Below are 20,303 nucleotides of genomic sequence, written 5' to 3'. Positions count from 1 at the left end.
GATCCAAGGGGCCAGCCGTGCGGAAAGCTGCACGTGCAGGATCCCGCACAGCAACGGGGGCCGAACGTGAGCGAGTTGGACAGAACGGGCGATGAACTCCCGCTACTTCCCGATGACCTTGAGATCTACCGGATCATCGCCGAGGGAGGAGACCTCCCTTCAGGTCAGAACGTCGATCGCCTGGTCGCTCTACGCCTGGTCGACCCTGACCCCTACCGGCCCGGCAAATACGTCCCCCACGACCCCCGAGCCGTCGCCAAGGCACTCACCGCTGCTGCACTGCGAGACCTCTCGCAGCTCACCGATCGCATGTCTCACATACCCGCCCTGGAACGACTCGCCGAGCACTTCGACCCCCACCGGCTCTACGGCGGCCCTAGCTCCGAGTACCTCGCCACAGCCGAGCAGATGAACGCCCGCCTCGGCGAAACCACTACGGCGGCCGCGACCGAGATCATCACCCTCCAACCCTCTGAGCCTGCCGACCGCGACCCCGCGATCCTCCGACTCGGCATCGAGCGCACCCGGGCCGCCCTCGCCCGCGGCATCCTGGTGCGGTCGCTGTACCACCGCAGCGCCTACGAACACCCACAGACCCAGCAGTACGTCGGCCAGATGGCCGCCGACGGCGCCGACGTACGAGCCTCCGGCGCACCCGGGCCGCGCATGGTCATCATCGACGGCCGGCACCTCTTCATCGACAACCACGTCCTGGAGGACGCCGAGCCGAACTCCGGCTGGCACGTCTTCGATCGCAGCGCCGTGGCCTGGGCCCGAGCCGTCTTTCACCACTTCTGGGACCAGGCCACGCGCTGGCAGGACCTGTCGAAGCCAGCTGACCGTAGAGCCCTCACGGAGCGCCAGCAACGCATCCTCCGCGAACTCGATGCCGGGTACTCCCAGCAGCAGGTCGGCCCACGTATCGGCCTCAGCGAGCGCGCGGTGGCGAAGGAACTCGCAGCGATCCGAGAGGGACTCGGGCTCCGCTCGACCTATCAGGTCATGGCCTGGTGGGGGAGGGCGTCCACAGTCGAGTCCTCATGATCCTGTGGAGCTTTCACGCACACACCGTCTACTAGCTGTAGATCGCCCAATGCTCTGGGTACAGTGCAAGCGGGGAGACGGACGTGTCCATTCCGTCCGTCTGACGCACAGCCCCAAGCAAGCCCGGTCGGGAAGCTCGGGAGGCTCCCGGCCGGAAGGGCGCCCCTCGCCGCGTGGATCGGCGAGGGGCGTCACATCGCACAGTAAACCGCCCCGCCCTCCATACGGAGGACGGGGCGGCGGCGTTCAGCCATCTCAGGCGAACGCCTTGCGGGGCCAGCGGACGCACATCACACTGCCCCGCCTCCCAGGCCGGCACCGCTCAAGCGGCCAGCCCAGGGGCCTGGGAACGTCACCGACAGCTCGTGAACAGGTAGTTCGCTGAGTTACCCATGGGCCTCAAGATCACACAAATTAGGGTGGACCCTAATCACATTTGATCACGCGGTCGGGAGCGTGGACGGGTGTCACGCCCCACCCCGCCCGACGACCGGGTCCTCGCCCGCCGCCGCCAGGTGGGAGAACAGATCCGCCGCGTCCGTGAGCACCACAACCTCACCCAACCGGACGTCTGCGGACGCTCTGGAATCGACATCGCCACGTACAGCCGCATCGAGCAGGGCCACTCCTCCCCCCTGCTCGACACCCTGATCCGCATCGCCGATGCCATCGGCGTCGAACTCGTCGACCTCGTACGGTGACCCGCCGCCGGCGCGGGGGATTCCCCGGCGGCGGGTCCGGCCGCCCCTCATCGGCACGAGGGGCGGGCTGCCGGCGCCCTGGAAGGTGGACGGGCGCCGGGGACTCAGCGGCCCAGGCCCGCCGGGACGGCCTGGTACGGCAGCTTCCGGCATCGCCGTTTGTGGAAGTACACGGTCGGCGCGGCAGTCGAGGCAGTGTCTATGGGGTACGACCTGTACTCCTCGTCGTTCCGGATCGACTTCTGGCAGTCTCCACAGATCTTGATCACGGCTTCCTGACCTTTCGCGGGCGGCTCCACGGGTGACAGGCGCAGCGGCATCGCGACTGGAGCAGGACACCCTTGGAGTAGGGCAGGAGGATGTCCTTGGTCTGGCGGCACATGCCGTGCAGGGCCTTGTGCTCGGGCCTCTGCCCGACGGCGCACTCGGCCGACATCAGGTCGGGGTCAGTCGACGTTGGTGCTTCCGTGCTCACGGGCGCTCACCTCGCGACCGGGCGTTGGCGACCTTCACGTCCGCGCGCAGGGCCTCGCTGAGCGTGGCCTGGCGGATGTGTTCGGGATCAGCGTCCCACTCCCGTCCGCCGCTGATCGGCCGCAGCTGCACGTACGGGCCCTCGAATCCCATGACCCTGCCGAACCGCGCGCGGCCGGTGTCCTCAACGGTGTCGCCGATCTGCGGCTTGTACGCGGTCATCGTCACCGCGCCTCCCCTGGGCTGGCTGCCAGGAGCCGAAGACAGGGCATGTTGATCTGGTGGGGCATGTTGATGCTCCCGTTGCTTGCTGTGCGTTTGCTGACCGTCACAGCGTGCCAACGCGGCAAGGGCTCTCCGTTCACAGGTTGTGAACGGAGAGCCCAGAGCTTCCCTTGACTACATGTAGCGCAGTCGGCTATACGCCGCTCCACTCGGCGAACTGCCGCAGGTCTTCCCCCGCCCGCTGCCGCGCCCTCAGCAGCGTGCCCACCGTCTCGTGTACCTCCGGGTGGTAGCGCGTAAGCATGGGCGCCAGATCACGCGCCTCCTGCAACGACTTCAAGGCTTCCTTGCCGCGTGCTGTCCACGCCTCGGCGGCGGCCCGCCGGATCAGGAAGCCCGCGACACGGGTCGGCTGGTAGTTGTCCGGCCAGCGCACCTCGGAGGCCACCCGGACGGCCTGCTCGTGGTCGTCCCGGTAGATCGCCATGTCCAGCTCGCCGAGCTTCACATTGAGGTTGCCGAACGCCAGCGCGTACCGGGCGCCCGGCAGTTCCGCCGCGGCGTCCGCAGCGGCGCCAGCCTCCGCCAGCTCGCGGGCCTCGCCGAGCCAGTCCCCGGCCGCCGAATGGTCCTCAGAAGCGGCAGACAGCGCCGACGCACGCAGCAGAAGCGTGCCGCGCACCGCCATCGTCGACGGCTCCCCGTCGTCGTCCAAGTCCCGCAGAGCCTGCCGCACCAGCGCCACACCGCGGTCCGGCCGGGCCGTCTCCGCGTGCGTCATGACGGCCCGCTCATACCGCTCTACGGCAACTTGGCGCGGATCACCCGAGTGCGGAGCGGAGGCCGCCATACGGGCCAGGGCCTGGCGGGCGAGCCCCATATAGCCGAGCCGGTACGCGACGATCGCCGTCGTACGGGACACCTCGGCGAGCATGTTGTGCGCGCGCTCCCGGTCCCGGCCGGGGGCCGCGTCCTGCGCGGCGACCGACAGCACCGAGATGAGTTCGGGCAGGGCCTCGGCGACGGCCGAGAACTCGCCGGCCGCCCGCTGCCGTGCGACCTGGGTGGTCGTGGTCGCGATCTCGTCGAGGGTTCGGGGCGGCAGGTCGTCGTCCGGGGGGATGTCCCAGGAGTCGAGGGCGCTCGTGATGGGGCCGAGCAGCGCGTCGAGTTGGTCGGCCTGGAGCATCTGGACGTACGGCTGCCCGTGAAGGACGGAGACGGTGACGCCGAGGGCGCGAGCGAGTGCGCCCACGATGGCGGGGCTGGCTGCCCGGTCTCCGGTTTCCACCATGGAAATCATGGACCGGGAAACGTTGGAGCGGGTGCTGAGCTGGGTCAATGAGTAGTCGCGGATGAGACGGAATTCGCGGACGCGGTCGCCCACGCTTGTGTGTGCGGTGGTGTCGGGCATACTGGCTCCCGGATTGCGTTGCTGACACTTCGCAATGTACGCCCGGTCCAGTACCCGGTGTACTCTCATCGGCCCCCGCCTTGACAGCGGGGGCCGACGTGCTTTCCGGCTGATCCCGAGCATGATGAAGGGCCCCCTCCCGCCCGGAAAGGCGGAAGGGGGCAAACCGTCAGCGGGCCAGCAGAGCGAACAACCCCGTACCTGCACCTACGGCACCGGCCAGGGCCGCCATCGTCGGCAGAGGCCACCTGCCCTTCTTCAGCGCCTCCACATCCGCGCGGAGGTCACCGATGTCCTTTTCGGTGTCCTGCCGGAGCTGCTGGAGGTCTCTCTCATTGCGGTCCGACCGCTCAACAAGCACCGCCAACGAGCCCTTGACCTCGGCGAAGCCCGTGGCGACCGTACCGCGAAGGCGCTCCAACTCCACCGCCACGGACGCCTCCGGAACCGTCATCACACCCCCCGGGCGAGGGACGCGCTGTTCGTGACGTCGCGCCAGCGCGCCACCAGACCCTTTGCCAGGGAGAGCACTGCGCCGCCCCCGCCGATCGCGGCGGCATGCCACATGCTGCCGTCCAGGGGCTGGGTGACGACGATGCCTGCGAGGAACGACTGGAGGAACGTCGCCAGGACACGTTCCAACAGGTCCCGGGCGTACGTGCCAGCGGTCTTGATGACGGTCTCGCTCAGGGCAGCCATGTTCAGATCTCCTTCGCTTCGGTGCCGGTGCCGGTGCCGGTGCCGGTGCCGGTGACGTCGACGCTCACGTTCACCACTGCGTCCGCGATGGCCGCCTGAACAGCCGCGACGACTGCGGCCGTGTCCACACCGGAGCCGACCAGCTTCGCCAGCGCCGCGATCGCCGCCGACTGCCCGGCCTCCGCCGTCTGAAGCGCGCGTACGCGCTTGCCGATGTCGATGAGAATGCTCGCGGGCTGCCACTCGGGGTTGCCCGCGCTGGTCCACGCTTCCGGGACACCGACCACCGTGTCGGTCTTCCACACGGCCTTGCAGATGTCGGCGTTGCTCATGCCTGCCATGGGGTCCTCCTCCGTCGTCGAGCCGGGACTCCAGCTCGCAGGGTGCTCCAGTCGCTCGGCGATCGCCGAGCGGAAGGCGGTCATACCGAAGCTCGGGTCGATCTTGCGGCGGGTGCCTTCCTTGTGGCCGATCACGCTGTCGGCGGTCCAGCCGTGCGCCCGGCACAGTGCCGCCGCCCACCGGACGGCCTGGCCGTACTGCACGGCCGGGTACGGGTCGCTGCCGTTGCCGAGGTTCTCGATCTCGATGCCGTAGTAGTGGTCGTTGGCGTCGACCGGCTCGGCCGCGTCCGGTTGCGGGTGCGTGGGCGACTCTGCGACTACCGCGTCATGGGCGTTCTGCGCGAAGCTGCCGGCGTGGTTGGCGCGGCCGTGGCCGACCATCGTCGCCACCCCAGTCTTGGACAGGTGGGTGTGACACAGCGGGCCGGGCAGGTCGGCGGTGCCGGTGTAGCAGAAGTCGAGCGAATCGTTGCCTGCGGTGTGGTGGATGACGATGCCGTTGACCGGGCCGAACGTCTTGCCGGTTGCGGCGTCGCGGTTGTGGGTGCGCCAGGATTTGTACTCGCGGACGTTGACGCCTTCGGCCGTCAGCGCGGCCACGATCTGGTCGGCGGAGAGCGGCGCGGCCATCAGACCTGCTCCTCGTTGGAGGCGGCGAGGACCGCCCAGTTCTTGGCGTCCCACAGGCGCTCCAGGGCGCGGGTCACCTCGGGCCCGGTGACCGTCTCGGCGAGCCGGTGCGCCAGGTCGTGGAACGGCCGGCTCACGTCCTGGAGCAGGGCGGGCAGGTGGTCGTACCGGAAGTTGTCGAGCAGTCGGGCGACGGCGGGATGGGGCTGTGCGGCCATGAGCGCCTCCAGGGCATGAAGAAAGCCCCGGCCGGGCGGCACGGGGCGGGGAGAGGGGAGATGGGGGTCAGGCAACTCGGGTCAGCGTCAGCGCGCTGCCAACCCGCAGGATCGTGTCTGACGCGTTCGAGGTGTTCTGCGCCCAAAGGAACGTCACATTCCCGGCGGTGGCGCCGGTGACGAGCTTCCCCTTGAAGGTCGTGCCAGTGCCCGACGCGAACGTCACGGTGCCGGCCGCGGTGGCTACGCCGACGCCGTCGTTGTCGGTCCACGCCATCGAGGCGCTCGCGGGGACGGACCAACCCGCGCGGAAACCGCCGCCGCCGTTCGTCCACACCGCGATCACCTCGACGTCGTAGATCGCGTTCGCTGCGACCGGCCGGGTCAGATGCGGGTCAGCGGCCGGAGAGATCGTGTTCGCGCGGGACGTGTCCGTGCTCTTCAGGACCGGGTCGGGCTGGCCCAGCGCAGGGTGCCGCAGCAGCCCGGCCTGGACGGTGCCGCCGTCGAGGAACGCGACGATGTTCCGCAGGATCGTGGACGCCACGGCCGAGTAGGTCGTGTTGGACCCGGCGTTGGCCTCGATGCGGATCCGCTCGAAGATGTTCGGGGCCGCCGACACAGTGGACGCGTCCTCGACGGCGACCAGGTCGTCGCCGGCGGCCACGTTGAGGAACATCGCGGAGAACCGGTTGTTGTACGCGCCCGTCCCGCACACGAACGCCTTGTTCGTACTGCCGCCGTCGCGGCAGGTGACGTAGTTCAGGTCGAACACATTGGACTCGCCTGACGAGACCTGGACGAGCGTGTCGAACTGCTCCAGGTTGGTGCCCCAGAACCGCTGCGACGAGCCGTTGACGAGGATGCCGGTGCAGCCGGTACCGGATGCGTGAGCCTCTGCCATGGACCAGTTGTTCTGGTTCATCGTCCCGGCCGGGGACTCGACGTGGTACGCGACGCGGTTGTTACCGACGATGTCGACGAAGCTGCGGTTGATTACGCAGTCTCCGGGGTTGAAGTCGGCGTGCTCGGAGAACATCCTCCAGCCGTTGCCGCATCCACCGACCTCGATGTTCTCGAAGACCGAGCGGAACGGGGAGCCGAGGTGCAGGGCGTAGCCGGTGTGGCTGCCGTCCCACGGCCCGTTGATCTGCAAGTTCTTGAAGGAGGAGTTCCAGAACGAGCGGTGGCCCGATGTCACGCCGTTCGTTGTCGCCGACGAGATGCCGTGTGTCGCCCCGCCCACGGTGATCCCGAGGTCGCAGAGCTGCACTCGGACCACCCGGGTCAGGTGGATCGCGGACGTCAGCCCAGCGCCAGCGGTGAGCATGGTGGCCCGGGCGCCCTGGCCGAGCAGGGCGACGCCGATCTCGACGTCGACATCGTCGGTGCCCTCGATGGTCAGCGGAGCGGCCAGGGCGTAGTTGCCCACCGTCAGCTGCACAACTCCGCCGCCGTTGTCGCGGGCGTCGGCGAGGGCCTGCTGGATCTGCACGTTGTCGGCGACGCCGTCGCAGACGTACTGGGCGGCGGCGCGCACATCGGCCGGCGCGGTCGCCGAGGCCACGATCCGAGTGAGCGATGTGTAGCCGGATCCGCCTCCGCCGCCTCCTGCTCCGCCGTTTCGGGCGCCCATCCACACCCGGGAGGTGCCTCCCGTCTCCGCCCACATGCCGGTCACGCCGTCAGGGCCCTGGAACTCGCCGATGAAGCCGAAGCCGTCGGCGACGACCTGGGTGATCGGCTGGCTGTTTGCGTCGAGGAGGTCGGTGTACTGGGTGCCCCCGTCGTCCGAGTCCCAGAGCGTCACTGTGGCGCCGGAGCCGACGCCCCACAGGCCGTCTGTCGGCTGGACGACGAAGTCGGCGGCCGAGGCGCCGAAGGTGCTGCGTGCCACGTCAGCCCACCACCCAACTCACGTCGGCGAACAACACGTCGTCGGCGTTGGTCATGTCGGGCTTCTGGCTCATCCAGACCTGGCCCGCGCGGCTCTCATGATTGGCGGGGTAGATCGTGCACCGGCCGATTCGCGCACCGGTGATGTAGCAGTTCGCGTACACGTTGCGGGTCGGGTGCCGGTAAGCGGCCGGGATCAGGATCGGCAGCCGGCTGTCGTTGGGGCCTGAGAGGTTGCCGCCCGCCCGGGAGAACTGCCCCAGCCTCAGACACGCCACCCCGCTGCGCACTTCGAGCATCGGCGTGACCACGACTGCCCAGCCGCTGAGGGTGGAGGAGACGTCGATCGCGCCGCTGTAGCTGTAGACGTCGCGGTACGCGCTGCCGTCGTAGATACGGACCCGGCCGGTGTCGACCTCGTAGACCAGGTCCCCGAGGGTCGGCGGCAGGCCCGCGAGGGCCGCAGCGGTGGTGGGGCGCAGGCGAGAGCCGACATAGCGTTCACCCCGGCTCACGGTCACGGCCGCCGCCGCGTTGAGGACGGTGACGTCGGCCAGGAGGACCTCGTACACACCCGTGTCGCCCACGTCCTGCGTGAGCGTCGGGGCGCCGGACCCGGGCGTGCCCTCCTTGACGACGGCGCGCACCGTCCACGTAGAGCGAGCCAGCCGCAGGACAACGCGGTCCGTACGAGTCGAGCCGCTGCTGTTCGACGAGATTGCCAGGTTCACAGCCGTGGTGCCGGAGTACCAGGCGTGCCCGCGCACCGAGGCGAACACACCAGCTCGTACATCCACGGAGAGACCGGTGCCTGCGGCGACGACTGCGGTGTCGGTCGGGTTGCCCCAGACTCCGTCGCCGCTGAAAAGCGCGGCGATCTTCTCGTACTCCGCGTCGGTCACCTCCCGCGAATTGTGTGCCGGGGACGGCCAGCTGTCCTGAGCCACTGCTACCTCGCTTCCAGTCGGCCGAGCCTGCGGCCCAGCTCGCGCACAAGCCGCACCATCTGCGGGTCTGTCGTCGCCTCCGGGGAGCCGACCAAGCTCGTCACGTACTCGCCGCTGCCGGGAGTGGCCTGGAGGTGGATGGAGCGCACCAGGTCGGTGACCTCCACTCCGTGCGGCAAGGCGACCGTGACCCTGTCGCCGAGGCCGTAGTCGCGGCCGGCCCTCAGGTCCTCGGTGTCCACCGTGACCGTGGCCAACTCGACGGGCGCCGCACCCTCAGCGAGCGCTGCCGTGCCTTCCTGCGTGAGTTCGCCGGTCAAGTCGTCGACGGCACTGGCGTCGACGAGCTGCTCCACACGCCACCACGCCGACGCGGCCGCGGTATCGGCGACCTCGATGTAGGCGCGGGGGAGGGCTTGGTCGGAGCCTGTGACCAGGGCGTGTGTCACGGTTGGTGCGGACCGCTTGTAGGTGACCGCTCGCAAGTTGCCCAGGCCTTCGGAGAAGCGTGCGGTCGCGGTGAGGTCCTGCGGCTCGTACACCTCGAACTGGATCTGCGTCGCCGTTTGGCGGGTGCGGAAGCCGAGCCCGCCGCCGTCGATCGCGACTCTGCGGCAGGCGGCGAGGAGGCCCTCCAGGCGGGTGTTGACGCTCGTCGTGGTGCCGACCCCCGCCACCGTGGCGAGCGCGAAGTTCGAGATCCGACGGGCCACAAGCGCCCCAGGACCGCAGTTCTCATTCACCAGGGTCCGGATGATCACCTCGGCGTTGGTCGACGTGATCTGACGGGAGGTCTCCGGCTGCGCCGACCACGCTGATGCCGGGGCCGGCCACGTCAGATGCCCGGCCACCAGGGCAAGGTCGTCGGAGAAGCTGACTGTGACCTTGCCCGGCGGAGCCTCACCCTCCCCGCCGATCCCCCAGGAGAAGTCCTGCGGGATCTCCATCGGTCCGGCCATCCACACAGCGCCGTCCCTTAGGACGACGAGCCGGTTGCCGGGCTGGAGTTGAGCCATCACGTACGGGTGCGCGACCAGTTCGACACTCCCGGAGCCGGGTTCGTTGAACCGTACGGTGGCGTCGAGCGAGAGCCAGTCGGCGAGCGGGTCACCCTGCACGATCAGGGCTTGGTCGGTGACGAGGAGCTGGATCGCCAACACCTCACCCCCTTACGCGGTCTCGTAGCGGGAGTTGAAGGCGAGATCGACGGCGCTGCCGGGCCCGGAACCGCTGAGCGTGAAGGTGACGGCGTTATCGCCTGGTGCGAGACCCCACAGCACCGCGTCCGGCCAGTTCAGCGCGCCGACCCAGTTGTCGCCGTTCTCGAAGCGGACCTGAACTGGGTCGGTGCGTACGGTGACTTGCTCGCCAGCCAGCAAGTTGCCGTGGCCGACCGCGCTGGGGTCCAGCTCGAAGGACTTCCCCGCGCCGGTGTGCGTGAAGGTGACCAGGCTCGCGGGTCCGGTGATCGTCCACGTCGGCCACACGACCACGTCACCGGGGTTGGTGACGGTCGTCGCGCCGAGGACCTGGCTGGACGACACCGACGGGTACGGCTCCAGGAAATCGACGCCGACGCCCTGCTCGCGGTGCACCATGACCGGCACCGGGTCTACCCAGTACGGGTCCTCGCACCACAGCGACAGTACGGCGCTGTCGAAGATCCTCCCGAACCCGCGCGTGCCGCGCCCCTCCCACCCTTCCTGGTAGATGACGTTGATGCGGCGGCGGGTGCCGTCCGGCCGGGCGATCTCCAGCACCCCGGGTCCGTCCCTCAACGTCCGCGTGAATGCAGTCGCCAGCTGCCGCCAGCGCTGGACGAACTCCATGTGGTCCGCTCCGCCCACCCACAGCGGCCACACGATCGTCCTCGGCTGCGCCTGCACATGCCTCAGGCGGGCGCCCCCGCGCGGGTGCGCGTCCGTCGTCAGCTCGTACGGCGCCGCCCCCAGCCCCGACACCCCCTCAGCGAGCGTGTACCAGCCCAGCGAGCGGCGCGTCAGCGGCCACGCCACCCCCGCCGGGTCGTAGTAGGTGACCGTGGCCCTGCCAAGGTCCGGAAGGACGATCACGCCCCCGCCGCCGGGCTCGCCCGTGTCCGGCGGGGTGGTGACCGGGGCAGTGAACAGCGGCATTTACCGTGGCCTCCCCACCCGGGTAAGCGCGTCCTGGCGACGCTGTAGCGCCTCCAGGTCCCGCAGCGTCATCTCCCGCTGCGTCAGGTTGTAGGTGGTGGACGGGCTGTACACCCGCGACGGGCCACCGGCCGTGCCACGCGCTGCAGCCAGATCCAGTTGCCGCGGTGTCGGGGTGTCGACGAGGCCGGCCATCGACCGGTCGACCGCCCGGCGCCCCGAGTCGATGCCCTTGCTCAGACCCGCCGGAATGAACCTGCCGATCCGGGCCATCACCCGCGACGGGCTCTTGATGCCCAACTCCTTGCGGATCGCCTTGGACATCGACTTGGCGATCCGCAGCATCTGCCGCTCGATCGCCTTCTGCTGAGCCTGAAGACCCTTGACCAGGCCTTGCCCGGCGGCGATTCCCGCTCCGTACATCGCGTCCGCCGCGGTGTTGCCGGCCTTGCCCGCGACCTTCACGAGCGCCGCCTGCTCGGCGTTGATCTTCTTGATCTGCTCCGGCGTCGCTGCCGCCAGACCGGCTGCCACAGCGGAGCCCTGCTCGACTCCGGCCTGCGCGATCTGGGCGAGCAGATCCGCGCGGACGCCCTTCTTCTGGAGCGCGGCCAGGTTCTTCGCGAAGGCCTCGGCCTGGGCCCGGTCCCGCTGGAGGCGGATCAGGATCCCATCGGCCGTGGCAGGGCCGGTGCCCTGGGTGATGTTCGCCGCGTCGAGGACGCCCTTCTTCACGTCCGCAGCGAGCTTGTCCCGCTCCTTGATCAGGTTGGACAGGTTCGTGGAGGCCTTCTTCAGCCGGGCCGCGACCTGCTCCTCCTGCCTGGCGAGCGCGAGGAGTTGCTTCGTGCCGGCCGACAACGTGCCCAGCGCCCTTGACCGCTTCTTTCCGGGCTTGAGCGCGTCGGCGATGATGTCGGCGAGCTTGCCCGAGGCGGCCTTGACCTGCTTCTCGGAGCCGGTCAGGCCCACGATGAGACCGCGGGCGATCCACCGACCCTGCTCCGCCGTCACCTTCGACGGCGATGAGATGCCCAGAGCGTCGGCGATCGGACCGGGGAGCGCGGATGCAGCCCAGCTGCTGATCTGCCCCTTGAGCCAGCCCGTCATGGAGGAGATGCCCGTCCACAGGCCTCGGACGACGTCTGCTCCCTTGCTCACCAGGAGACTGCCGAGGTCACCGACTGCCGACACGGTCCGGCCTGGCAGCCCTCCAGCCCAGCTGAGGAATTCGGAGCCCTTGCTGACGGCTCCGTCCTTGAAGCGCTGCCAGGCGCGGGAGCTGGTGCTAGCCAGGTTCCCGCCCAGGGCACTGAGGGCGCTTACGGACCGGCCGGGCAGAGCCCGCACGCTGCCCATCCAGGAATTCCATTGGCGGCTGACGGGCCCTGATACGTATCGCGACCACAGTCCGCCGAACCAGGTGCCGATGGCGACACCGACCACATTGAAAAGGGAACCCGCCTGGCCCGCCTTGTTGGAAACCCAGTTGGTGAACGCCTGCCACCATTTCGGCAGGTTCTCTTCCGTTTTGGTGATGAGTTGCTTCGCGAAGCCGATCATCATCAGGGCCACGGCGGCGGACAGGGCCGCGCCGACCAGCAGCGGCAGCGCAACGATCGCTGTGATGATGGCGGCCGTGATCAGACCCAGCTTGAGGACCTTCTCTGGGTTCGCCGCGATGTAGTCCGCCGCCCGGCCACCGAGGCTCATCAGGCCCTCGATCACCTTCGGCGCCTGCTCGGCGATCTTCCGCCCGATCTTCTGGCCCAGGGTCACCGCGAAGTTCGCGATCCGGTCGGCCGCGTCACCGCCGCCCTTCCCCGCTTCGGCCCACATACTGCCGAACTCCCGGGTCACGACGCCCTTGGCCTTTGAAAGGGCAGGGATTACTTCGCCACCGAGGAATTCCACGACGTTCTGCTGGATGCCTCGCTTGAATGCCTCGACTTTTGCGCCTGCATTGTCGCGCAGAGCATTTCCCATTTTGTCTGCTGCGCCGCCGACTTTGCCCAAGTCGGACACTGCTTTTGAAGGGTCAAGGGCGAACAATGCGGCGCCCATATCCTCCGCTTTAGTGCCAAAAAGTTCGATCGCGACTGCATTCCGCTCGGCCGGATCCTCAATCGCTCGCAGCTTGTCGAGCACTGTGTCGAAGGCCTTCGCCGCCGTCGGGCCCCCGGCAGCGAACTTCTTGACCATGTCGTCGGCCGACAAGTTGAGCGACTTGAAGCCACCCCGCACCCGCTCGCCGCCGGCGACGGCCTCGATCGTGAACTCCTTGATCGAGTCGGCCACCACATCGGTGTCCCGGGCACCGGCGAGCATGCCCTGACGGATCAGCCCCATGGCCGTCTGCCCGTCCAAGCCCATCGCCCGGAAAATCGTGGAGTACTCGTTGAAGGTGTCGGCCACGTCATCGGCGCGAGGGCCCAAGCCGACTACGCCCTTGGCGATGATGTCGATCGCCTCGCCGCCGTCCTTGGCGAGGCCGGTCTTCATCATCTGACCGACCGCGTTCGCCGCCTGACCGAGGTCCAACTCAAAGGTGTTCGCCAGGTCCGACACCTTGGTGGAGATGGACGCGATCTGGGCGTTCGTCGCATCCGGTGGCAGCAGCCCAGACGCCATGGTGACGCGGATCGCGTCCGCCGCCCCCTGGAAGTCCTCCGTGATCGCGTTCGCGTACAGCTCCCCGGCGATCTTCCCGTAGCGCTGCGCCTCGGCCGGGGTCTTCCCCAGCTGCGCGCCCAGGCGGCCGACGATCCGAGACTGGTCGAGGGCCTCGCCCATAGCTGCGATCAGCAACGCGCCCGCAGCGGCGCCGGCCGCCACAGCCGCTCCTCCCGCGACCTCCTTCAGCCGAGACAGCCGGGAACCGGTCTCCTCGACGGCCTGGTCAGCTCCGTCAGCGGTGCCCGCGCTGAGCCCGTCGCCGACCGCGTCTCCGGCCTGGCGCCCGGCAGCGATGAACCGGCCGCGAGCATTTCGCAGTCGGCCATCCGCGCCACGAACGACACCCTCACCCAGCTGCTCGCCAGCCTGCTGCCCGGCCTGCTCGGCGTCGTCCCCCATACGCTGCCCAGACGTCCGGAGCGCGTTCTCCGTACGGCGCAGGGCAGGGTCTACCGCCCGGTCGTCGATCGACACGATCGCGTTCAGCTCGCCCACGGTCAGCGCCACGACGACCTCACCTCCTGGGTGCGGGGGACCTCTTGGGAGGTGGCTCGAAGTGCCGGGCCAGGCGGGACTCAGCCGAGATGAGACCGAGGATGCGGACCTGGAGCCAGCGCCACGTCCGCTCGCGGAGGACGCCGGACTCCACGTCGATGCCGTACAGCTGATGCAAGTCGGCCTCGATCAGCGGCCACTGCTCCAGCAGCCGCTCCCAGGTCAGCGATGTGGCCGACCGCGCCCGCCGCGGCGTTGGGAGCCCGCCCTCGTACCACTCGTAGAGCCCTGTGATGGGGTCGTACTCCCCGCATCCGACTCCGAGGTACGCGGCTTCGCCTGCCGACGGGCCGCCCGATTCGGTGCTTTTCCCGGCTGCTGGCCCGTCTTCCAGAACTCGCGAGCGGTGTCCTTGTCGGTGGTCACCCAGAACATAGCGGTGAGCGCCACGTGCTTGAAGCGGGACCACCTCACGCCGTCCGCCAGCAGCGCGTCGTACGCGTCGCCGAGGCACATCCGGTAGAGGTCCCGCTCCTCGTCGTCGTTGAGGACGGGCGTTTCCGGCGCGCTGCCACCGGCGGCGAGCCGGGCCGCGAGCGAGGTGATCCGCTCGATTCGGATGCCATCCTCGGCGGACGGGTCCTCGATCCGGTACATGCGCTCGACGCCGTCCCGGCCGACAACGGGAAGCTCCAGGTAGTCGTCGAGGAAGTTGTCGAGCGGCTCGAATGTCCCCGCCATCAGGGCGCCAGCGGGTTCTCGATCGGGGTCAGCGGGCCGTCCCCCGTGAACGTGATCTCGACCTCGCCGAGGGCGGTGTACTCGCCGCCGGCGGGCTGCCAGTTCGGGATGGCCTTGCCCTCGTACGCCTCCGGCAGGCCGTTGCGGTTCATGTAGCGCAGGTGGACGAGGTTGGCCTCCCCGTACGCGAAGTGGGCGAGTCTGATCGCTTCGTGGACGGGGTGGTAGACCTTGACGTCCTTGTTGGCCTTGCGGCGGATCGTGGCGCTGATCTCCCACGCCTGTGCAGTCTTGGTGTTGCCCGCCCAGCCGTCGGAGTCGTAGTCGCTGCTGTCCTCGATGTTCGGCTCCGAGGCGGGCTGGAACTCTCTGACGCCTGGGCAGAGTTGCCAGTCGGGCACTTCTGCCGTGCCCATGTTGACCTCCAGCCGCCATTCCCGGGCGAGCTCGGTCTCCTCGGTGGGAGTGGACATACGGTCCTCCTAGTCGATCAGGTGGGATCCGGCCCGCACGGTCCGGAAGTAGTAGTTCGCGACCAGCTCCATGCGGCCGCGGGTGTCCTGGCCGATCCAGGCCTGGCTGTTGCGCCAGGAGATCTCCACGCGCACGCCATGGGCGTCGTAGGAGCGGCGGTTGTGGAGGGCGGTGAACACGTCGTTGGCCAGCTGCACGACGGCGAGCGGGTTGGTGCCCGCGCGCATGCGCGCCTGGATGCCGGTCACCGAGTCCGTGGAGTCGTCGTCGGCCACGGGGTATGGCGTCAGCCCGATCGCCCGGTCTGGGCCGTCGGGCACGCGGCCGAGGACGATGCCCGTGCTGCTGGCTGGCAGGGCCTCGGTCGGCGAGTAGACGCCGACTTCCTGGGCCGCCAGGAGCTCGGCGACACCTTGGAGCAGGTCGGCGTCGTGGGTCTCGCCGCTCACCGCAGCGCCCGCCGAAGCTCGGCGGCGACCAGGGCCAGGACCTGCTCGCGTTCGGCGTTGAGCGAGTTCTCCAGGTACTTCGCCTCGCGCCCGGGCGCGTGCCTGTAGTCCATGCGCTCGTGCTGGGGGACGGCGTACGGGGTGTCGTAGCTGACCATCGCGGTCAGATCCGACTCGTCCACGCTGGCCGTCCCGGACCGCTGCAGCGCGGCCTCGTCCAATGGGACGCGGTCGTTACTCACGCCCAAGACGTGCTCGGCGCCGAGGAAGAGTCCGCGGGCCGCCGCCTGCCGCAGTTCCCCACGGACGGCGGAGGCGTCGAAGCGGAGGCGGTAGGACTGCGGCACGGCGACCTCCTCATTCGAGCTGGATCTCCAGGTGATTGGGAGTGCCGAGGCGTTTACCGTCGCGGCGTTTGGCCTGGATGACGGTGGTCGTCCGGCCGTCCGGGAGCGTCACGCGAGACAGCGGCGGAGCGACCGTGGCGAGGTCTGCGTAGGCGGTCGACGTGGACGTCACCTGCTCGCCGCCGGACGTCCGCACTGCCCGGGTCTGCTCGTCGAGTAGGCATCGGACGGCGGTCGGCGTCCCGTACAGGGAGCCGGTGCTCGACTCGTCGACGTACGGCTCCACCGTGATCTCGTGGATGAGGTACCGGCGGGGGATGCGGCCCATCAGCAGCCGCCCGTGTACGCGACCCAGCGCAGCTTGTCCGCCGGCAGGGACTGAAGCGCTCGGATCAGCTTCGGCGCGTAGTAGTCCGGCCCGGACCGGTTGTCGCCCGCGCCGTACTGGAGGCTTACCGAGCCGATCGTCACGCCCTGAAGCGGGCCGGAGATGTCGGTCTCCTCGCCGACCTCGCCCCAGAATTCGACCTGCGCACACACCGCGTCAGCGAAGGCCTTTACGACCTCTGCGTCGGTGGGCATGCCGTCGCCGTCCACGGCGTACACCGCAGCCTTCAGGAAGTCGCTGTCCAACAGTTCGGTCGCGCGCGCCAACAGCTTCGCGGCATTCAAAGGGGGCGCGGCCTGGAGATAGTTGGCTAGGTCGGTCGTCGTCGCGTACGACACGCCCTCCGTAGCCACTGTGGGCAGCGGTGCTACCGAGACCAGCTCGGGTTCAACGCCAGCTCCGGTTCCGGTGACGGTCCACAGCAGTCGCCACACACCCGCAGCGGTGTAAGTGAGGGGCGCCGTCCACGTCTTGCCACCATCAGCCGTGCTCGTGGCGGGCGCCGTTACGGTGCCGTTCGGTGCCGTGACGGACAGCGCGGCCGCTGTGGTGCCGTCGAAGGGGTCCACGGTGAGGGAGGCGGTGACTGTGTCTCCCACGTCGGGCATCGTCAGCCTCCTTCTGTGCGTGAACGGGTGGAGGGGAGGCCCATGGCTCGGGCCTCCCCAGTCGCAGGACGCCTGGCGTCACTACGCGGAGACGCCGATGATGTGGACGTCGTAGGTGACGGGAGTGCCGGCCGCGCTGTTCGCGACCTTCAGCTGGTCGCCGGTCCCGGCCGTGACCGCGTACCCGATCGCGTCTGCTTCTCCGGTGCCCAGGGCGAGGAAGGCGCCCGGGCGGATGATCGCTGTCCCGGTCGCGCCCAGCAGCGCGGCCCACGCGTTCGAGGTGGCGTTGCCGATGACCACGTTGTTCGTGTTCCCGGCAGCCGCCGCGACGATCAGGCCCTTGATCCGCGCGAAGGTAATCGTCTGGCCGAAAGCGTCGAGCAGGGAGCCCGCCAGGTCCAGGTCTTCCGTGGCGCTGGCGGCGAGCGTGCGCCGGTCGCTGAACACACGGTCGGCGCGACCAGCCCCGGTGCCTGAGAGGAGGGACATCTTCCGGTTCAGCGGTTGGGGCACTCGACCGGTGCCGAGGTCGAGCGCCTGAGTCAGCTCCGCGAAGGCGGATACGGCGAGCAGCGTTCCGGAGAGCGCCATCAGCTGTCACCTCCGTACTGCTTGATCAGCTCGTCCTTGGTGAGGCCCTCGATCGCGGCCTCCTCGGCGGAGTCCCGAGCCTGGGCCCGCGCGTACGCGGCCCACTCGGCCTTAGACGCGGAGCGGGCCGGACGCTGTGCTGCGTCCGGCCCGTCTCCGTCCCCTCCGCCCCCACCAGGCGGCCCGTCGGGCGACGTCGCCCCGTCGCCCTGCTCTTGGGGTTCCTGTGGCCCGAGCGCGGGCTCCTGCGGCGTCTCCGACTCCGAGGACTCCGTCGGCTCCTGGAGCGTCTCCCAGTTCGGGAGCATCTCCAGGCGCGCCGACCGGTACTCGTACTCGACGACGTCGTCGGTGTTCTTGTTGCGGTAGACGAACATCTACTTCGCCTCCGCTCAGGCCAGGTCGTAGGCGTCGGCGTCGATCGCGATGTCAGCCTGGATGACCACCGTGGTGGCGTCACCGGACGCGACCTCCAGGGACAGCACCGCACCCGCGGCCATGTCGCCGGCCGTGCCGGTCGGGGTGCCGGAGGTGAAGACGCCGTTCCCGGCGGTGAGATCGGCGGCGAGGACATCGGCGACGCCGATCTTCGCGTTGACGGCGGCCGCGGCGCCGCCGGAGCGGAGGCCGTGGACCTTCACGACGGTGCAGGCCACGGGCGCCCGCCAGACGACGTGCGTTGCGGCACCGACCGGCGCGCCGGTCAGCCGGATGGACTGGGTCATGATGCGGCGCTGGTACGCCATGAAGGGTCTCCTGACTGGGGAGCGAGCAGAGGGGCGGGCCGCCGCACCGCGCGGGCGCGGCAGCTGCGCGGGATCAGGCGACGTCGGCGCCCTTGATGAGGCAGGCCCGGTTGGCGTCGAGGGTCTTCGTGCCGTACAGGCAGTCGACGCTGACCACGTCCTGCTTCTTGTCCATGTCGTAGCCGTAGATCACGCGCAGACCGAAGCCCTTGTAGCTCGCGATCGCCGCGTTCGGGTTGCCCCGCGGCAGCTGAAGCGGCCGGAAGGCGAGGGCGAATGCGGTGCGGTGGAAGGCGACACCGACCTCGGTCGTGCTGTTCCCGCTGGTCTGGGCGGGCTTGGCGATGTTCTGCGTCATGTACGGGTCGAACCCGAAGGTGCGGCGACCGAGGAACGCCTCGGTGAGGCCCTCGGTGTTGCCGCGCTTGTCGGCCTCGTGGAACAGCGGGTCGGCCAGCCACTTCGACGCGATCATCGGGCCGACAACGGCGCGCCGCTCCGTCATCGGGACGCTGTTCGTGTCCAGCTCACGGCCGGCCTCGATGAGAGAGCGCGGGTTGTCCCACGTGAACTCGTTGTCCCCCGCAACGACGCCGACTTCCTGCGTGATGTCGTTGCGCAGGGTCAGCAGGTCGCGGTCGATCTTCTGGGAGATCGCCTCCATGGCCGGGGTGAGGAGCTGCTCGTCGAAGTCCTCGATCTTCAGCGTGAGGTCCTCCGCCGTGACCGCGAAAGACACGTCGGCGAAGTGGTTCAGCGTGAGGTCGATGCCGTTCTCTTGCGCGTCCTGGACGGTGATGCCCTGGCTGCGGTCGTACTCCTTGGCCTCGAACACGGCGGGCTGGCGGATAGTGATCTTGTCGCCGACGCGGCGGGCGAACTCCGCCTCGTAGTCGCGGTGTACGAGGTTCGCCATGACGGTCGTCTCGTACAGGTTGGCCAGCGCCTGCTGGGCAATGATCTCAGGCGTGAGCAGGGTGTTTGCCATGGTGGCTTGTCCTCCTATCCGGCGCGGCGCTTCCGGCGCTCGGCGCGGATGTCGTCGATGGTCTTAGGCCCGGAGCCGTTGCCCCCGGAGCCGCCGTTGAAGTCGCTCGACGTGCGCGCGGGCGCCGGGCCCGCGGTCTTGAGCTTGGGGTTGTCGTCGACCGCCTTCTTGATGGCGGCCTGGACGGCCTTCGCGAATCCCTCGTCGGACGGATCCAGTCCCTTGATCGAGGCCAGGAACGCCCGGCTGTCGGTGAGGGCGTCCGGGTCGGCGCCGTGCTTGGCCGCACCCCGGTACACCGCCAGCTCGACCGCGGTCTCGCGGTGCGCCGCGGTCGCCTGCTCGATCCTGGCGGTCAGGGCCGCCGGGTCGGGCGGGGTGTCCTTATCGTCCTTGATCAGGCCGAGTGCCTTGCCGAGCTCCTGCACGATCTCCGTGCGAGCCTCGTCGGCCGCGTTCTTCTTCGCGGTCGTACGGGCCTTCGCCGCGTCCGCGTTCGCCGTCTTCAGCTCCTTCTGGAGCCGGGCGATCGTCGCGGTCGGGTCCTCGTCGCCGTCCTTCTTGGCGGGTGGCTTGGGCTTCGGCTTGGTGTCCTTGCCCGCGTCGTCCTGGTCGTCGTCGCCGGTCCCGCCGGCGCCGTCTTCGTCCTGGTCGTCGTCGCCGGTGCCCGAGTCGTCACCGCTGCCGCCGCCGTCGGATCCGGAGTCGTCTCCGTCCCCGCCGTCGGCGTACCAGCACGGGCCGAAAGGGCCGGTCGTGTAGGGGTGCGTCCAGCCGATCTCGCCGGTCTGGCGCGCGAGAGTTCGCTTGTGCATGTCGTGCACTCCTGGTGCGCGTAGGGAAGCCCCGGGCCTGCCAGAGCTGTACTGCAATCCGGCCCGCACCTGGCGGGCGGAAGTCTTTGTCAGTGGTCGGCTGTACCGTGCTGGGATGCCGTCTGAGATAGAGAGCGCTCCAGGCCGATGCCGCCGCTGCGAGGGGCCCCTGAGCCGCAAGGTCGTCGTTGCGCGCGCCTGGGGCGGGTCAGAGATCAGGAAGCCGTCAGCGCCGTATTGCGCCTCGGGTTGCAC

At 69.2% G+C, this 20,303-nt stretch carries 26 protein-coding genes; 2 read left to right on the top strand and 24 right to left on the bottom strand.

Going from position 1 to position 20,303, the window contains the following annotated elements; translation table 11 throughout:
* The first annotated feature begins 66 nt into the window (after positions 1 to 66).
* Positions 67 to 1,044 carry a hypothetical protein gene (locus RM704_RS10710; RefSeq protein WP_052146371.1) on the top strand — a complete coding sequence of 326 codons (978 nt, stop codon included), beginning with the start codon at positions 67 to 69 and terminating at the stop codon, positions 1,042 to 1,044.
* Between the two features lie 464 nt (positions 1,045 to 1,508).
* Entirely contained in the window at positions 1,509 to 1,745 is a 237-nt protein-coding gene (locus RM704_RS10705) for a helix-turn-helix domain-containing protein (protein WP_033530642.1), read from the top strand.
* A 265-nt stretch (positions 1,746 to 2,010) separates the two neighbouring features.
* Here the strand turns inward: RM704_RS10705 and RM704_RS10700 are convergent, their stop codons facing one another.
* From RM704_RS10700 to RM704_RS10585, 24 genes are all read right to left on the bottom strand, one after another.
* Positions 2,011 to 2,220: a hypothetical protein gene (locus RM704_RS10700; protein ID WP_157856780.1), complete on the bottom strand. Its 210-nt coding sequence runs from the start codon at positions 2,218 to 2,220 to the stop codon at positions 2,011 to 2,013.
* Entirely contained in the window at positions 2,217 to 2,441 is a 225-nt protein-coding gene (locus tag RM704_RS10695) for a hypothetical protein (RefSeq protein WP_033530832.1), read from the bottom strand. The genes RM704_RS10700 and RM704_RS10695 overlap by 4 nt, the downstream gene beginning before the upstream one ends.
* A gap of 196 nt (positions 2,442 to 2,637) precedes the next feature.
* On the bottom strand, positions 2,638 to 3,858 hold the full coding sequence (locus RM704_RS10690; protein WP_033530641.1) for a helix-turn-helix domain-containing protein: 1,221 nt from the start codon (positions 3,856 to 3,858) through the stop codon (positions 2,638 to 2,640).
* A 169-nt stretch (positions 3,859 to 4,027) separates the two neighbouring features.
* Positions 4,028 to 4,312 (bottom strand): hypothetical protein, encoded by a 285-nt coding sequence (locus RM704_RS10685; RefSeq protein WP_033530640.1) that lies wholly within the window; start codon positions 4,310 to 4,312, stop codon positions 4,028 to 4,030.
* Positions 4,312 to 4,557: a hypothetical protein gene (locus RM704_RS10680; protein WP_033530639.1), complete on the bottom strand. Its 246-nt coding sequence runs from the start codon at positions 4,555 to 4,557 to the stop codon at positions 4,312 to 4,314. The genes RM704_RS10685 and RM704_RS10680 overlap by 1 nt, the downstream gene beginning before the upstream one ends.
* 2 nt (positions 4,558 to 4,559) lie before the next feature.
* Entirely contained in the window at positions 4,560 to 5,531 is a 972-nt protein-coding gene (locus RM704_RS10675; RefSeq protein WP_052146370.1) for a peptidoglycan recognition protein family protein, read from the bottom strand.
* On the bottom strand, positions 5,531 to 5,749 hold the full coding sequence (locus RM704_RS10670) for a hypothetical protein (RefSeq protein ID WP_033530638.1): 219 nt from the start codon (positions 5,747 to 5,749) through the stop codon (positions 5,531 to 5,533). The genes RM704_RS10675 and RM704_RS10670 overlap by 1 nt, the downstream gene beginning before the upstream one ends.
* A 67-nt stretch (positions 5,750 to 5,816) precedes the next feature.
* Positions 5,817 to 7,646 (bottom strand): hypothetical protein, encoded by a 1,830-nt coding sequence (locus RM704_RS10665; RefSeq protein ID WP_033530637.1) that lies wholly within the window; start codon positions 7,644 to 7,646, stop codon positions 5,817 to 5,819.
* Between the two features lies 1 nt (position 7,647).
* Complete coding sequence (locus RM704_RS10660) at positions 7,648 to 8,547, bottom strand: hypothetical protein (protein WP_311590496.1); 900 nt, start codon at positions 8,545 to 8,547, stop codon at positions 7,648 to 7,650.
* A 47-nt stretch (positions 8,548 to 8,594) separates the two neighbouring features.
* Complete coding sequence (locus RM704_RS10655; RefSeq protein WP_311590495.1) at positions 8,595 to 9,752, bottom strand: siphovirus ReqiPepy6 Gp37-like family protein; 1,158 nt, start codon at positions 9,750 to 9,752, stop codon at positions 8,595 to 8,597.
* A gap of 9 nt (positions 9,753 to 9,761) precedes the next feature.
* Positions 9,762 to 10,727 (bottom strand): phage tail family protein, encoded by a 966-nt coding sequence (locus RM704_RS10650; protein WP_033530635.1) that lies wholly within the window; start codon positions 10,725 to 10,727, stop codon positions 9,762 to 9,764.
* Positions 10,728 to 13,910 (bottom strand): phage tail tape measure protein, encoded by a 3,183-nt coding sequence (locus RM704_RS10645; RefSeq protein ID WP_052146369.1) that lies wholly within the window; start codon positions 13,908 to 13,910, stop codon positions 10,728 to 10,730. It abuts the gene before it with no gap.
* A gap of 7 nt (positions 13,911 to 13,917) precedes the next feature.
* On the bottom strand, positions 13,918 to 14,076 hold the full coding sequence (locus RM704_RS10640) for a hypothetical protein (protein WP_311590494.1): 159 nt from the start codon (positions 14,074 to 14,076) through the stop codon (positions 13,918 to 13,920).
* Between the two features lie 44 nt (positions 14,077 to 14,120).
* Positions 14,121 to 14,639, bottom strand: coding sequence for a DUF7426 family protein (locus tag RM704_RS10635; RefSeq protein WP_033530634.1), 519 nt, complete (start codon positions 14,637 to 14,639; stop codon positions 14,121 to 14,123).
* A complete protein-coding gene (locus tag RM704_RS10630) occupies positions 14,639 to 15,112 on the bottom strand; it encodes a phage tail tube protein (RefSeq protein ID WP_033530633.1) in 474 nt (157 codons plus the stop codon). Before RM704_RS10630 ends, RM704_RS10635 begins: the two co-directional genes overlap by 1 nt.
* 9 nt (positions 15,113 to 15,121) lie before the next feature.
* Entirely contained in the window at positions 15,122 to 15,562 is a 441-nt protein-coding gene (locus tag RM704_RS10625) for a minor capsid protein (protein ID WP_033530632.1), read from the bottom strand.
* Positions 15,559 to 15,909 carry a hypothetical protein gene (locus tag RM704_RS10620; RefSeq protein WP_033530631.1) on the bottom strand — a complete coding sequence of 117 codons (351 nt, stop codon included), beginning with the start codon at positions 15,907 to 15,909 and terminating at the stop codon, positions 15,559 to 15,561. The genes RM704_RS10625 and RM704_RS10620 overlap by 4 nt, the downstream gene beginning before the upstream one ends.
* A 10-nt stretch (positions 15,910 to 15,919) precedes the next feature.
* Entirely contained in the window at positions 15,920 to 16,237 is a 318-nt protein-coding gene (locus RM704_RS10615) for a hypothetical protein (protein WP_033530630.1), read from the bottom strand.
* Positions 16,237 to 16,905: a head-tail connector protein gene (locus tag RM704_RS10610; RefSeq protein WP_033530629.1), complete on the bottom strand. Its 669-nt coding sequence runs from the start codon at positions 16,903 to 16,905 to the stop codon at positions 16,237 to 16,239. The genes RM704_RS10615 and RM704_RS10610 overlap by 1 nt, the downstream gene beginning before the upstream one ends.
* An 81-nt stretch (positions 16,906 to 16,986) precedes the next feature.
* Entirely contained in the window at positions 16,987 to 17,499 is a 513-nt protein-coding gene (locus RM704_RS10605) for a hypothetical protein (protein ID WP_052146368.1), read from the bottom strand.
* Positions 17,499 to 17,876, bottom strand: coding sequence for a hypothetical protein (locus RM704_RS10600; protein ID WP_033530628.1), 378 nt, complete (start codon positions 17,874 to 17,876; stop codon positions 17,499 to 17,501). The genes RM704_RS10605 and RM704_RS10600 overlap by 1 nt, the downstream gene beginning before the upstream one ends.
* A gap of 15 nt (positions 17,877 to 17,891) precedes the next feature.
* Positions 17,892 to 18,245 (bottom strand): hypothetical protein, encoded by a 354-nt coding sequence (locus RM704_RS10595; RefSeq protein ID WP_033530627.1) that lies wholly within the window; start codon positions 18,243 to 18,245, stop codon positions 17,892 to 17,894.
* Between the two features lie 73 nt (positions 18,246 to 18,318).
* Positions 18,319 to 19,233, bottom strand: a complete 915-nt coding sequence (locus RM704_RS10590; RefSeq protein ID WP_033530626.1) for a major capsid protein — start codon at positions 19,231 to 19,233, stop codon at positions 18,319 to 18,321.
* A 14-nt stretch (positions 19,234 to 19,247) separates the two neighbouring features.
* The gene (locus RM704_RS10585) at positions 19,248 to 20,048 is read right to left on the bottom strand and encodes a hypothetical protein (protein ID WP_033530625.1); all 801 of its coding nucleotides are present in this window, start codon (positions 20,046 to 20,048) and stop codon (positions 19,248 to 19,250) included.
* Positions 20,049 to 20,303: the final 255 nt, after the last annotated feature.

The sequence above is a fragment of the Streptomyces gottesmaniae genome (genome assembly GCF_031845845.1).
Lineage (GTDB): Bacteria > Actinomycetota > Actinomycetes > Streptomycetales > Streptomycetaceae > Streptomyces > Streptomyces akebiae.
This window is presented reverse-complemented; position numbering and strand designations above follow the sequence as displayed.